Raw genomic sequence first — 13,567 nt, 5'->3', positions numbered from 1 at the left:
TTGTAAAATAAATATAACGAAAGTCCGTTTGGTGTATGCTAGACGGACTATTTACAATATTTAGAAAGCAGTTGTGGTGTAGCTATGAATTTAAATGAGTACTTAAGTCAACTAAGAGAATACGCACCGTATGTAGATATGGCTCTTATCGAAGACGCGTTTTTGTTTGGACAAAAAGCGCATGAAGGACAACTTCGAAAAGATGGTTCGCCTTTCTTCGACCACCCGGCAAACGTCTCGCTTATTCTCGCGCAACTTGAAATGGATGAAAAAACCATAGTTGCCGCTTTATTGCACGATACAGTGGAAGATACGGAAGTCACACTTGAAGACGTAGTGGCCAAGTTTGGAGAAGAAATTGCCGCATTGGTAGATGGTGTGACCAAACTCGAAGTCATTAATTACGAGACCAAGCAAGAGCGCCAGGTGGAGAACCTGAGAAAGATGTTTCTCGCCATGGCCAGCGATATACGCGTCATATTAATCAAGCTGGCGGATAGGCTGCACAACATCCGAACGCTTGGTGCCATGACCCTTGAAAAACAAAAGGAAAAGGCAGAGGAGACCATCGAGATCTACGCGGCCATCGCCCATCGACTCGGGATTTTCACCATTAAATGGGAACTTGAGGACCTCAGCTTAAAATATTACGACCCAGAAGGGTATCGCGACCTCGTTCAGAAAGTCAATTTAAAGCGAACGGAACGCGAGTCCATTATCAACGACTACATCAGACAAATTGCAGAAGCTTTAAATGCGCTACACCTCGAATTCGAAATTTACGGTCGACCGAAGAATTTTTACAGCATCTACAAAAAGATGAAGTACCAGCACAAAGAATTTGATGAGATTTACGATTTGACGGCTATTCGCATTATTTGTGAAGACATCAAGGACTGCTACAGCGCTCTAGGGGCTGTACACACGCTGTGGAAGCCGATTCCGGGCCGTTTTAAGGATTATATTGCCATGCCGAAGCCCAATCTCTACCAGTCGCTTCACACGACGCTGATGGGCAACGGCGAACCGTTTGAAATACAAATTCGTACCCGTGAAATGCACGAGATTGCCGAGTACGGTATCGCGGCGCACTGGAAGTACAAAGAGGGGACGAAAAATACCCATCAAGAAATGGAAGAGAAACTCAACAGCTTTAGACAGATGATGGCGTTCCAAAGCGACTTAAAGGACCCCAGCGAGTTTATGAAATCTTTGAGACTCGACCTCTTTAACTCAGAGGTGTTCGTTTTCACGCCGGACGGTGCCGTTTTGGACTTGCCGATTGGCGCGACGCCTGTAGATTTCGCCTACCGTATTCACACCGAGGTGGGCAACAAATGTGTCGGAGCAAAAGTCAATGGCCGAATCGTCCCGCTTAACTACCAGCTACAAAATGGTCAGCGCGTGGAAATACTGACGTCAAAAGGCTCTATGGGACCGTCGAGGGACTGGCTGAAGTTCGTCAAGAGTACGCAGGCCAAGCAACGTATTAAACAGTGGTTTAAGAAAGAGCGTCGCGATGAAAACGTGGAGAAAGGGCAGGAAATGCTCGTCAGTGAGGTGCGCAAGCAGAACATACCGACGAAAGCGGTGCTCAATGACGATTTTCTCGACCCGATACTCAAGCGATTGAGTCTTAAAAATGTGGAAGACCTTTACAATGCCGTCGGTTACGGGGGCATTCTCACCAGCCAAGTAATTCCTAAGATACGCGAAAAGTACAACAAAGAGCGCAAGGAAGAACAGATGAAAGAGGCGGCTGAGGTGTTTAGACCGGAGGAAGTGGTGAAAAAACCTTCTCCGAAGCGCAACGAAGCCGGTGTCACAGTAAAGGGAATGGACGACATTCTCGTGCGGTTTGCAAAGTGCTGTTCACCTGTGCCAGGCGATGACATCATCGGGTACATTACCCGTGGTCGCGGCGTCACGATTCACCGCAGCGACTGTGAGAATTTTGAAAAATCCGAAGACGCCCGCAACCGTTTTATAGAGGTGGCGTGGGCGACGGACACAGAGGCATCGTATTTGACGCATGTCCAAATTATTTCATCTGATCGAAAAGGCCTCTTGACGGACATTACCATGTTGATGCACGAACAGAGCATGATGATGACCGGTATTAACGCCAAAATTGATAAAAAGGGCATTGCCATCGTCAATCTCTCTATTGAGATTTCAGACATTGAAGAACTCCATAAGTTGATGAGAAAGCTCAAAGCTATGGAAGAAGTGATTGAAGTTAAGCGTGTAAACGCGTAAGAAGGGACAGTTATGAGAGCAGTGGTACAGAGAGTGGCACAGTCCTCAGTACACGTAGACGGTACAGTGGTCGGCAAAATCGGAAAGGGGTTTAACGTGCTGCTCGGTATAGAAACAGAAGATACCGAAAAAGACGTGGCCTATTTGGCTGAGAAAATTGCGTTTCTACGCGTTTTTGAGGACGAAGAAGAAAAAATGAACTTATCGCTGAAAGACATCGGCGGTGAAGTGCTCGTCGTCTCACAGTTCACGCTGATGGGCGATTGTCGGAAGGGGCGACGCCCCAATTTTATGAACGCGGCAAAACCGGATAAGGCGAAGGCGCTTTACGAGGCTTTTGCCGAGGCAATGTGTGGTCACGGCATCGATGTGGCCACAGGCCAGTTTCAGGCCGATATGACGGTACACATTGAAAACGACGGACCAGTGACCATTTTATTGGATTCAAATAAAAACTTTTAAGGAGACAGACCATGATACTCGAAAGAATAGTGGTGGGGTCTTATGCGGCAAATTGTTATATTGTAGCAGATGAGAACACCAGAGAAGCTATTGTCATCGACCCCGGTTCAGAGGGCGAACGCATTTGTGAGCGCCTGGAGGCGCTAAATGTTCAAGTTAAAAAAATCGTGTTGACCCACGGCCACGGCGATCATATCGGCGGTGCAGAAGCGGTGAAGGCGAAGACCGGCGCACCTGTTGTCATCCATCATGACGACGCGGAGATGCTGGGCGATCCCATAGTGAATTTAACGGCGACAATGCGTCAAAAGGTGGCGTTTACACCAGATGCAACTATTGGGCATCTCGATACCATAGAAGTTGGCACGCATCGATTTGAAGTGCGTCACACACCGGGCCATACACGCGGTGGGATTTGTCTTATTGAGAAAAACGAGCGCATTGTATTCAGCGGAGACACGTTGTTTTATGGTTCTGTTGGGCGTTCGGATTTAAGCGGCGGGAACCACAAGACATTAATTGCATCAATTATTAGAGAACTCATGCCGCTCGAAGACGATTTTACGGTCTATTCAGGACACGGTTCTTCGACGACTGTGGGCTTTGAGCGCAGAAAAAACCCTTTTATTCAGGGATAGGTGACACATGAAACAATTAAAGGCGGTTACAAACAGTCCAAAACTAGAGTACGAGCTTAGCCTTGTGATTGGGCTGTTTTTTCGTGATGAAGAATGGGTGTTTAATACCGGTGAAGCTGCGCATACACTAATTGTAACAGTATGCCCTGAGACCGCTGTTGTAACACTGGACGCCGATGAGCGGCTCTACGCCGAAACGATTGAAGTGCCTGAAAAGCGTTATATTAAGCGTGCGGTGTACAGAGCGCTTTCAGAAATTGCCGAGGCGTCGAGCCCTTGGGGCACTTTGACGGGGATACGCCCTGTTAAAATTGTTCACGAGGCTTTTGACCGCGGTATGGACGCGGAGGCGGTACGGCGTTTGCTCACTGAGGTCTATTTAATCGAACCGGAGAAGATCGACTTGATGATGGCGGTGGCTTCTAGAGAACGACCGCATCTGTATCCAATAGACGAGCGACAGGTATCGCTGTACATCAGCATTCCCTTCTGTCCGACGCGCTGTGTGTACTGTTCGTTTCCCTCGAACCCACTGGCACAAAAAGGGCGTCTCGTCGACCCGTATCTCGACAAGCTTATGGCAGAAATTACTTATGCGGTTGAAGTGGTGGCGGCCAGTGGCAAGTGGATCGATTGTGTATACATTGGCGGGGGCACGCCTACGGCTCTAGATGCACTTCAACTGGAACGGCTATTAAAGCATTTGACCACTGCTTTAGATTTTAAGGCGGTTAAAGAATTTACGGTAGAGGCCGGGAGACCGGACTCCATTACGCGAGAAAAACTTGTGCTGATGAAGCGCTATGGTGTACAGCGCATCTGTGTAAACCCTCAGACGATGCACGATGCCACCCTTAAGGCCATTGGCCGCAGACACAATAAGGCCGATGTGGACACTGTAATGACATGGGTGCGGGAAATCGGTTTTGACTGTGTGAACATGGACCTAATCGTCGGATTGGAGGACGAAGGCCCTGAAGCGTTCGCCTACACAATGGACGAAGTGCTCAAGTGGTCGCCTGAAAACGTCACGGTACACACCCTCTCTCTGAAGCGGGCGTCAACACTTAGCTTGGAACGCGAGAAAGCGGTTTTTGAGGAAGACAGGCGCATAGAGGCCATGTTAAAACTTGGCGATGCGGCTTTAAAAGCTGTGGGCATTACGCCTTACTACATGTATCGACAAAAGAAGATGCGCAGCCATATGGAAAATGTGGGCTATGCCAAAAAGGGCCATGCTTCGCTGTACAATATGCGCATTATGGAAGAAAAACATACAATCCTCGCACTGGGCGCCGGTGCTGTTTCGAAGATATGTTATCCCAAGGAAAACCGCCACGAGCGCGTGGCAAATTTCAAAGGGGTAGAGGCGTACCTCGAGAGGTTTGATGAAATATTGAAAAGAAAAGATAAAATTAGAGGCTATTAGGAGGCAAATATGGGTGAAGCATTAAACGGTTTAAAGCGGTCGCACTACTGTGGCACGCTTAGAAGCGAACACATCGGACAGAAAGTGACGTTAATGGGCTGGGTTCAAAAGCGCCGTAATTTAGGCAGCTTGATTTTCGTCGACTTGAGAGACCGTTCGGGATACTGTCAAGTTATTTTTGATCAAAACATTTCTGAAGAAGCTTTTCAAAAAGCGGGCAAAATCAGAGGCGAGTTCGTGATTGCCCTCACTGGAGAAGTGAAGTTGCGCGAGTCCGTAAATCCCAACATTCCGACGGGACAAATCGAGATTTTTGCAGATACGCTGAAAATTCTCTGTGAAGCAGATGTGCCGCCGATTCACATCGACGACAACGACGAAGCCGGCGAGAGATTGCGCCTTAAATACCGTTATCTCGATCTTAGAAAGCCTAAAATGCAGCGCAATCTTATGGTTAGGCATCAGGTGGCTTCTTTGGCGAGACGCTTTTACGATGACAACGGTTTTGTAGAAGTGGAAACGCCGATGCTGACGAAGCCGACGCCTGAAGGGGCGAGAGATTACCTCGTGCCGAGTCGTGTGAACCCAAACAAGTTTTATGCCTTACCGCAATCGCCTCAGCTTTTTAAACAGCTGTTAATGGTGTCTGGAATGGACCGTTATTATCAGATTACCAAATGTTTTAGAGACGAAGACCTCAGAGCGGACAGACAGCCTGAGTTTACTCAAATCGACGTCGAGATGTCATTTGTCGACGCAGACGATGTAATGACCATTAATGAAAACATGCTCGCCAATGTGTTTAAACAAGTGGCAGGTGTAGAAGTGGCCCTGCCGATTCAGCGGATGACCTACGCCGAAGCGATGACGCGTTTCGGTTCCGATAAGCCGGACACCCGTTTCGGATTCGAACTCAAGGCGCTCAACGACGTCTTGAAAAACTCTGAGTTTAAAGTCTTTGCCTCTGCTATTGAAAGCGGTGGGGACGTGCGCGCCATCAATATCAGCGGTTACGCAGAGCGTTTTTCTAGAAAAGATATTTCGAAACTCGAAGATTTTGCTAAGAACTATGGTGCAAAGGGCTTGGCTTGGGTAAAAGTAGGAACAGAAGGCGTAACATCACCTATTGCCAAATTCTTGTCTGAGACAGAGTTGGCAGGAATTTTAGAAGTGACTGAAGCGAAAGAAAACGATTTGATTCTCATGGTGGCAGATAAGCCTTCGGTGGTGTACGATGCACTGGGGGCGCTTAGAGTTGAAATAGCAAAACAATTGGAGTTGTTGGATCCAAGTCAGTACAACTTCCTTTGGGTGACGGACTTCCCGCTTTTCGAATACGATGAAGAAGGCGGCAGATGCGTCGCGAAACACCACCCGTTCACAGCGCCGAAGGACGAGGACATCGAGTTGCTCTTAACCGAGCCGATGGCCTGTCGTGCCAAAGCTTATGACATAGTGTTAAACGGCTATGAAATCGGCGGTGGCTCAGTGCGTATCCACGATTCTGCCGTTCAGGAAAAAATGTTCAAAGCGTTGGGCTTCACAGAAGAAGAAGCAGAAGAAAAGTTCGGTTTCTTTATCGACGCATTCAAATACGGGGCGCCGCCTCACGGTGGGATCGCCTATGGTTTAGACCGTATTGTCATGTTGTTGGTGGGTACGGACAATATCAGAGACGTCATTGCCTTCCCTAAGACTCAAGATGCAAAATGTTTGATGTCAAGTGCACCGTCGTCTGCGGAAGCGACTCAACTGGAAGAACTGTACCTGTCATTAACCCCATACGAAAAATAGAAAGGTGTTCATTATGGAAAGAATGGGTATGATTATCGAATCAAAAGGGGCGGTTGCTAAAATAAAACTCATGCGCCACACCGCTTGCGGCAGTTGTGGTGCCTGTCAATTGGGAGATGATCAAAAGGATATCCTGTTGACGGCTAAAAACGAAGTGTCCGCGGAAATCGGTGACGTCGTCGAAGTGGGCATGCCCACAGCGGGGATTCTCAGTGCGGCGTTTATTATGTACGTGATTCCCCTCATCGGCTTGTTCCTAGGCCTTGGCATCGGCACACTGGTGTTTAAGTCAGGCGACACAGAGGTATATGCCGGTCTGCTGGGTCTCGGGATTATGGCGCTGGCGTTTTTAGTGATAAAGCTCAACGAGAAACGCATCCTCAAAAGCGATAAGTACACCGCGCATATTCTCTCCATTGTTCAAAAACATCACGATGATCTCATCACCTTGCAAACGCTTGAAAATTAAGTAGAGGAGGTCGGCATGTCACTGGATCAAGTCATCCGTCATGCGGCATCTACCGTTATGGACACCTTACAGGAAGGTGTCCATATTGTAGATGCAGAAGGTGTGACCATATTGTACAATAAGGCGATGGAAGTAATCGAGGGACTTGAGGCCAAGCAAGTGCTGGGGCGTCATCTGCTCGATTTGTTTCCCGACTGGACGAAGGAAAACAGTACCTTACTGACAGTGATTGAAGAAGGTACTGCGATTTACGATAGGGAACAGAGTTATGTGAACTTCAAGGGGAAGCGGATTCAGACGTTGAACACGACGTTGCCCATCCTCAAAGACGGCAAGCTGATCGGCGCTGTGGAGATTTCCAAGGACCTGACGCAAGTAACGGATATGACCGACCGCATTATGGACTTGCAACAGCGCTTGATGAAACCCGTGCCGAAGACAGAGGGCATTCGCCAGTACCGATTTGATGAACTCATTGGCAAAAGCGATAAGTACCTTGAAGCCATTCGCATTGCCAAACGCGCAGCGAAGTCGTCTTCCAGTGTCCTCATTTACGGCGACACGGGAACCGGCAAGGAACTCTTTGCACAGAGCATTCACTATGAAGGCGATCGGTGCAACAAGCCGTTTATCGCCCAGAACTGCGCGGCGATTCCGGAAACGCTCCTGGAGAGTTTGCTGTTCGGGACGGAAAAAGGCTCTTTTACCGGAGCTAGAGACCGTGCGGGGCTCTTTGAACAGGCCGATGGTGGAACGCTTTTTCTAGATGAAATCAACAGCATGCCAGGTGGCCTTCAAGCCAAAATACTTCGCGTTCTTCAGGAAAGCTATGTACGGCGCATAGGGGGCAACAAGGATATCCCTGTGGATGTGCGCATTATAGCGGCCACCAACGAGGACCCGCAGGTGTTGATTGAAAACAACCTCTTTCGAAAGGATCTTTACTACCGTTTAAATGTCATCAATATTCGCATACCGAATCTCAACGAGCGGGTGTCGGATATCCCGTTGCTCGTAGACCATTTTATTCGAATTTACAACCGGTCGATGCAGAAGGACGTTTGGATGGTCTCTGAAGAGATTATGGACGCCTTTAAGCGCTACGATTGGGCAGGGAACATTCGGGAGCTGAAGAACTTCATTGAATCGGCGATGAACCTCATTACCGACGAACACGTCATTGGCAAAGAGCATTTGCCGAGTCACGTATTAGAGGTGCTTTTAAAAAAATCCTGCTACATCGGTGAAGAAGAGGTGGACGTCACCGATTTAAACGCGCATATAGAAGCCATAGAAAAAGCCATTGTCGAAAGGACTTTGAGGCGTTTTGGCGGCAACATCAGCCAAGCGGCCAAACATCTCAACTTGTCGCGGCAAAACCTGCAATACAAAATTAAACGCTATCTGTAGACGCCAAAGGCCCATTGAGCTTTTGGCGTTTTTTAACCTAACGGCTGGGAAGGGGGGGATCCGAAAGTTACAAAATCCCCACTATCCGTCTGTGTTATTGCTGATTGCTTTGGGCTTTAAGTTTATCGACAATGATTTTCGTGCAGACGATTGTCGTCGATAGGATCGATGACGTACACGCCATTAACAACAAGGTATCAAAATTGTGGCCCACATTGGCGAGCAATACGACGGACACAAAGGACACGGCTTTAAATAGAACAATGCCTATAACAAGTGTAAGTAGAACCCATAAACCGCTGTATTTTCCCATAGTAACCTCCTAGATAAACGCTCTTTAAAAAAATAAAGGTTTTTTATGTAATCGTGTGAAAATGCGTTGTCATCAGTGTATCATTAAATCAATTTTATAACAATAATAGAGAAAAAAGTGTAGGGGGTGTTCGTAGAAGCAATAAATGTTAAGCACTTTAAAGGTGATAAGGAAAGCCCCGTGTGTTAAGATAGATAAAAAGATCTGTGTATAAGAAACAACTGTATAAAAAAAATAGAAAAAGAGGTCACTAAAAATGTCAAATGAAATCAAAAAGGTGTTAATTGTCGGCGACAGCATTACTGAAGGCGAACTCGGTATCAACTATGTTGAAAAGCTGGAAGCCCAGTTTCCCCAATGGATTTTTCGCAATATGGGACTGGGGGGCGATACGCTTCAGGGCATAGCGGCGCGGGTGCTGGTCGAACTGACTGACAATGTCTACGATGTCGTGGTTGTGGAAGCGGGGCATAACGATATCATTTTGCCCAAAATGAAAAATCTCGGCAAGTTGTATGAGCTCGGATACGAGCGACTTTTGAAACGCGGCAGTGTACCGACGACAGAAGCCGATGTCTTTGAAAGCAAGTACGCTCAGATGCTCACCGATATTAGACGCCTGCACAAGGGGGCAATTGTCGTGACGACTTTAAGCTGTTTAAGCGAGGCGCTTAAAGTTGATACCAACCTCAAAAGAGCTGAACTTAACGCGCGTATAAAGAAAGTGGGCGAAGCACATCCGTGTGTGGTGGCCGATGTGGGACACGCATTTGACGAGGTGCTGAAGAAAGGACGGGGAACGGACCAATTTTTAGACCGTTTTTTGAATACATTTTACTTTGATGCGCTTAAGACGAGGACTGAAGAAGGCGCAGCAGCACTAAGCCGTAAGAGGGGGTTGGTACTGACGGTAGACGGCATACACCTCAATGGCGCAGGGGCAGAGCTTTATTGTTCAGTTCTTGGCGCCTGTTTAAAAGCGCTTGACGACCATTTTGCTGACGCGCGTAAACCTTCGTAATGGATAGGGTGCGTCTTGAGTTAACCTACTGGACAACAAGAAATGTAAGTGGTACAATTTAACTAATTGCATAATTATGGGTGAATCGTACCGGCTACAAAAAAGCGCTTTTTTGCAGCTGCTCAGTGAAGGAATGAAGGAGGTTACCTGTGGAGAATCGTCTGTTAAAATCAACGATTGTGTATGTCGTTCTATTTATTATTTTCTTGTTTGGAAGCATGCTTTTCATAAGGCATTATTTAGACAGTCAAATTCCTTATTCGTTTGAAGAAATGGTTGAATTGAACAAAGATCAAGTCATCGAGTTGAAAATGGGCGGCATAAAAATGCAAACGATAGGGGTAAGGTTTACTGGTGATGGAGGTGTTATATTGGAGCAGATGAATCATTTGTTTTTCTACATAATGCCCTTTCTATTGGCCGCAATTCTAGTTGTAAGCGTTCTTATAGCAGTTAAAATGACAAAGAAAGTCCTATTGAAGTGAGCTTTGTAGAGGGGACAGAGAAGATTCGACAACTTTGTGAAGGTAGTCACATTTAACACAGAGATAAAGTGATGTAAACAGTATTTTAATAGGTAAATGGTACACTTCTCTAGGAAAGAGAGGGTGCTATGAGTGAAGGATTTTACGATATCTTGAGACATCAAAGAGTACACGCGGTGTACCAACCGATTGTCGATTTGAAAAATGGCGCTGTCATGGGTTATGAAGCCCTTTCGAGAGGTCCCGAGGGCTCGGTGTACTATGCGCCGATGCAACTGATTGAGACAGCCGTAAAAGAAGACTGCCTATGGGAGCTTGAAATGATTTTTAGACAGAAGTCTTTAGAGGGCATGAAAAACCTCCCAGAAGAAGCTTTTGTCTTTATAAACGTCGACCCCAATATCATTAAGAGCAGTGCTTATAAGACCGGCATGACCAAAGAGTATCTTAAGAGCATAGGGGCGGACAATAGAACCATTGTCTTTGAAATTACAGAGCGCACGGCGATTACCGATTACCCGGCTTTTCAGTGTCTGCTTGAAAATTATAAATCGCAAGGGTATCTAATCGCCATGGACGACGTCGGTGCCGGTTATTCAGGCCTCAAAACCATCAATGAGGTGCGACCGAACTTTATTAAAATCGATATGGACTTGATACGAAACATCGATAAGGACGTGTTTAAGCAAGCGCTTTTAAAAGCTTTTGTCGACACGGCCATGACCACGAATATTAAAATTATCGCAGAGGGCATAGAGACAAAAGAAGAACTGAAGACGCTTATTGTACTGGGGGTCGACTACGGACAAGGGTACTATTTAAAAAAGCCCAGCTACGTCATCGAACCGCTGGCAGAAGAAGTACAGGATAAAATAAAAGCGTACAATAAAATTGCACACAACCTCAATGGTTTTTCTAAAGAGTATCACTACATTTCGAACTTGTTGTCCAGCGGCTACGGAGAAGTGTACGAGCCCATGACCAAGTGCGTCAGCATACAGCGTTACTTCAATCAATCCAAAGCCAACAGTATCTGTGTATGCGAGAACAACCGCCCTGTGGGGATGGTGATGAAATCCAAACTCGATGCGTCCATGTCGGCACAGTATGGCTACGCCCTTTTTTCAGGAAAGCCCATCGCCAATTTAATGAATACTTCTGCATTGATTGTCGACGCCTACACGCCTATCGCCGTGGTGGCCAAGCGCGCAATGGAGCGCGACGATCAGGATCTGTACGACGATATTATCGTCACGCAGTCCGGCGCTTACGCGGGGATGGTGCCGATGAAAAAAATCATCGAGTACACGCTGATGTATGAAAAAAACAACGCACGGGAGCACAACCCCTTGTCCGGTCTTCCGGGGAACCCTATTATCAATCGGGTACTGCGAGACTTGGTAGAGTACGGAAACGAGGTGCTCGTCTGTTATTTGGATCTCAACGATTTTAAAGTGTACAACGATGTCAACGGCTTTGAAGCCGGCGACCGAATGATTTGCTTTGTCGCAGATTTATTGAAGGAAAAAGTTAAAGGCTCTTTGAGTTACACGAGTTTTGTCGGGCATATAGGTGGCGACGACTTCGTGATGGTCGTTATGTCGGCACCGGCAGACTACGAACCCCTTTGCCAAAGCATCTTAGACGCTTTTGAGGCAAATAAACCGCCCCTATTTAAAGCCGATCAACTGGCGTGTCAAACCATTGTGGCCGAAGACCGGTTTGGCGTCGTCCGAGAGTTCCCGTTGACATCGCTTTCAATTGCAGGCGTCTACGGAAAGCTCTCTACCTTTGAGACCACAGAGAAGCTCACTGAAGCACTGGCTCTTTTAAAAAAAGAAGCAAAAAGAGAAGGCAGAAGCCACTATATCATTCATCAAGTGGGTGCAAAAAAGCTTGCGCCTTTAGCAGGATAAGCAAAATATTTTGCTATGATACTGCAAAATATTTTGCTTTGCGGTGATTTGTTGAAATGCCAATGGCGTTTACAAGACGCTTAAAAAAATAAAATTAAAGTTTAAGATACGATATGTAGGTGTTTTTTTATGTGGAACACTATATATTGTATCTTTTTTTATACTGTATAGATGTATAAACTTGTTTCAAAATAAATTGGCATGGGATTTGCACTAATTTGATGCGAAAGTTTAAATATTGCGTCAATTTTCTTGACGAGCGCAAATTCAGAAAAGTGGAGGAAAGAAAATGAGAAAAGAAACTGTAAAAGTGGCAATTTGGGGCTTCGGTGCAATGGGCAGCGGCATGGCGAAGATGTTGTTGACGAAGCAAGGTGTTGAAATCGTCGGTGTTTGCGATAGACATGAAGACCGCGTGGGCAAAGACATGTACGAGGTACTCGGCGTCGACAGAGGCGATAGAGCGCCTGTGGTTATTCAAGACGACATCGAAAACGTGTTATCGGAAAAATCATGTGATTTATGTCTCTGTGCAACAGATTCTTTTACTAAAAACGCTTTCCCAAGACTTAAAACAGTTCTTGAAAAGAAAATCAATGTCATTTCAACAGCTGAAGAAATGGCTTACCCACAAGCACAACAGCCTGAACTCGCCGCTGAACTCGATAGAATTGCAAAAGAAAACGGCGTTTCTATTTTGGGAACAGGCATCAACCCGGGACTCATTATGGACTTACTCGTCGTCGTGTTAACTGGCTGTATGACCGATGTCGAGCACATTGAAGCGAAACGCGTCAACAGCTTGTCACCTTTCGGTCACGCCGTTATGGAAGAGCAAGGCGTCGGCATTACAGTAGACGCGTTTAACAAGGGCGTTGAAGACGGCACATTGGCAGGCCACGTCGGCTTCCCTGAATCCATTCGCATGATTGCAGATGCAATTGGTTGGCCGGTAGGTGATATCAAACAACAGATGGCGCCGATTGTGACCACTGTGGACAGAAAATCGCCACACGGTTTTGCAGCAGCGGGCAATGTGGCAGGTGTTTCCATGACCGGACAAGGCTACGTGGATGGCGAAGTCAAAATCGATATGATTCACCCGCAACAAATCGAGCCTGAAATGGAAGGCACTTATACAGGCGATTACATCACTATCAAAGGCACACCGGAAGTCAACATGAGCATTAAGCCGGAAGTCGAAGGCGGTCTCGGAACAATCGCCATGTGCGTCAACATGATTCCTCAAGTAATTAACGCGGACCCAGGTCTTAAAACCATGTTAGATTTACCGGTTCCAAGAGCGATTATGGGCGACATGAGAAGTTTCGTTAAATAGTGAGCTTTGAAGAGTTGAGAGAAAGAAGGTGC

Annotated in this window: 12 protein-coding genes; 11 read left to right on the top strand and 1 reads right to left on the bottom strand. The window is 46.6% G+C overall.

Features of this window, described 5'->3' with window-relative positions; genetic code table 11:
• Window positions 1–84: 84 nt before the first annotated feature.
• Genes ACR6HW_RS05580 through ACR6HW_RS05550 form a run of 7 tightly spaced genes read left to right on the top strand, consistent with a single transcriptional unit; the run spans window position 85 to window position 8,461 of the window.
• Complete coding sequence (locus ACR6HW_RS05580) at window positions 85–2,259, top strand: RelA/SpoT family protein (RefSeq protein WP_455730178.1); 2,175 nt, start codon at window positions 85–87, stop codon at window positions 2,257–2,259.
• A 12-nt stretch (window positions 2,260–2,271) separates the two neighbouring features.
• Window positions 2,272–2,721, top strand: coding sequence for a D-aminoacyl-tRNA deacylase (dtd, locus tag ACR6HW_RS05575; RefSeq protein WP_455730177.1), 450 nt, complete (start codon window positions 2,272–2,274; stop codon window positions 2,719–2,721).
• Window positions 2,722–2,732: 11 nt separating this feature from the next.
• Window positions 2,733–3,359 carry an MBL fold metallo-hydrolase gene (locus ACR6HW_RS05570; protein ID WP_455730176.1) on the top strand — a complete coding sequence of 209 codons (627 nt, stop codon included), beginning with the start codon at window positions 2,733–2,735 and terminating at the stop codon, window positions 3,357–3,359.
• Between the two features lie 7 nt (window positions 3,360–3,366).
• Window positions 3,367–4,788 carry a coproporphyrinogen dehydrogenase HemZ gene (hemZ, locus tag ACR6HW_RS05565; protein ID WP_455730175.1) on the top strand — a complete coding sequence of 474 codons (1,422 nt, stop codon included), beginning with the start codon at window positions 3,367–3,369 and terminating at the stop codon, window positions 4,786–4,788.
• 9 nt (window positions 4,789–4,797) lie between these two features.
• Complete coding sequence (gene aspS, locus ACR6HW_RS05560) at window positions 4,798–6,582, top strand: aspartate--tRNA ligase (protein WP_455730174.1); 1,785 nt, start codon at window positions 4,798–4,800, stop codon at window positions 6,580–6,582.
• A 13-nt stretch (window positions 6,583–6,595) separates the two neighbouring features.
• Window positions 6,596–7,051, top strand: a complete 456-nt coding sequence (locus tag ACR6HW_RS05555; protein ID WP_455730173.1) for a SoxR reducing system RseC family protein — start codon at window positions 6,596–6,598, stop codon at window positions 7,049–7,051.
• Between the two features lie 15 nt (window positions 7,052–7,066).
• Window positions 7,067–8,461, top strand: coding sequence for a sigma-54 interaction domain-containing protein (locus tag ACR6HW_RS05550; RefSeq protein ID WP_455730172.1), 1,395 nt, complete (start codon window positions 7,067–7,069; stop codon window positions 8,459–8,461).
• Between the two features lie 94 nt (window positions 8,462–8,555).
• Here ACR6HW_RS05550 and ACR6HW_RS05545 read toward each other — a convergent pair whose 3' ends face one another.
• On the bottom strand, window positions 8,556–8,774 hold the full coding sequence (locus tag ACR6HW_RS05545) for a hypothetical protein (RefSeq protein ID WP_455730171.1): 219 nt from the start codon (window positions 8,772–8,774) through the stop codon (window positions 8,556–8,558).
• A gap of 256 nt (window positions 8,775–9,030) precedes the next feature.
• Between ACR6HW_RS05545 and ACR6HW_RS05540 the strand changes: the two genes are divergently transcribed.
• The 4 genes from ACR6HW_RS05540 to ord all read left to right on the top strand — a co-directional run bounded on the left by ACR6HW_RS05540 (window position 9,031) and on the right by ord (window position 13,535).
• Window positions 9,031–9,795 (top strand): SGNH/GDSL hydrolase family protein, encoded by a 765-nt coding sequence (locus ACR6HW_RS05540; RefSeq protein ID WP_455730170.1) that lies wholly within the window; start codon window positions 9,031–9,033, stop codon window positions 9,793–9,795.
• A 149-nt stretch (window positions 9,796–9,944) separates the two neighbouring features.
• Window positions 9,945–10,280, top strand: coding sequence for a hypothetical protein (locus ACR6HW_RS05535; protein WP_455730169.1), 336 nt, complete (start codon window positions 9,945–9,947; stop codon window positions 10,278–10,280).
• A gap of 128 nt (window positions 10,281–10,408) precedes the next feature.
• A complete protein-coding gene (locus ACR6HW_RS05530; protein ID WP_455730168.1) occupies window positions 10,409–12,196 on the top strand; it encodes a GGDEF domain-containing protein in 1,788 nt (595 codons plus the stop codon).
• A gap of 289 nt (window positions 12,197–12,485) precedes the next feature.
• A complete protein-coding gene (gene ord, locus ACR6HW_RS05525; protein ID WP_455730167.1) occupies window positions 12,486–13,535 on the top strand; it encodes a 2,4-diaminopentanoate dehydrogenase in 1,050 nt (349 codons plus the stop codon).
• The last annotated feature ends 32 nt before the right edge of the window (window positions 13,536–13,567 follow it).

This window comes from Fusibacter sp. JL298sf-3 (assembly GCF_053842995.1).
This window is presented reverse-complemented; position numbering and strand designations above follow the sequence as displayed.

Excerpts from the sequence above, each read along its gene's own strand:
- ACR6HW_RS05580 (WP_455730178.1), top strand. The coding sequence starts at position 85 with ATGAATTTAAATGAGTACTTAAGTCAACTAAGAGAATACGCACCGTAT.
- dtd (WP_455730177.1), top strand. The coding sequence starts at position 2,272 with ATGAGAGCAGTGGTACAGAGAGTGGCACAGTCCTCAGTACACGTAGAC.
- ACR6HW_RS05570 (WP_455730176.1), top strand. The coding sequence starts at position 2,733 with ATGATACTCGAAAGAATAGTGGTGGGGTCTTATGCGGCAAATTGTTAT.
- hemZ (WP_455730175.1), top strand. The coding sequence starts at position 3,367 with ATGAAACAATTAAAGGCGGTTACAAACAGTCCAAAACTAGAGTACGAG.
- aspS (WP_455730174.1), top strand. The coding sequence starts at position 4,798 with ATGGGTGAAGCATTAAACGGTTTAAAGCGGTCGCACTACTGTGGCACG.
- ACR6HW_RS05555 (WP_455730173.1), top strand. The coding sequence starts at position 6,596 with ATGGAAAGAATGGGTATGATTATCGAATCAAAAGGGGCGGTTGCTAAA.
- ACR6HW_RS05550 (WP_455730172.1), top strand. The coding sequence starts at position 7,067 with ATGTCACTGGATCAAGTCATCCGTCATGCGGCATCTACCGTTATGGAC.
- ACR6HW_RS05545 (WP_455730171.1), bottom strand. The coding sequence starts at position 8,774 with ATGGGAAAATACAGCGGTTTATGGGTTCTACTTACACTTGTTATAGGC.
- ACR6HW_RS05540 (WP_455730170.1), top strand. The coding sequence starts at position 9,031 with ATGTCAAATGAAATCAAAAAGGTGTTAATTGTCGGCGACAGCATTACT.
- ACR6HW_RS05530 (WP_455730168.1), top strand. The coding sequence starts at position 10,409 with ATGAGTGAAGGATTTTACGATATCTTGAGACATCAAAGAGTACACGCG.
- ord (WP_455730167.1), top strand. The coding sequence starts at position 12,486 with ATGAGAAAAGAAACTGTAAAAGTGGCAATTTGGGGCTTCGGTGCAATG.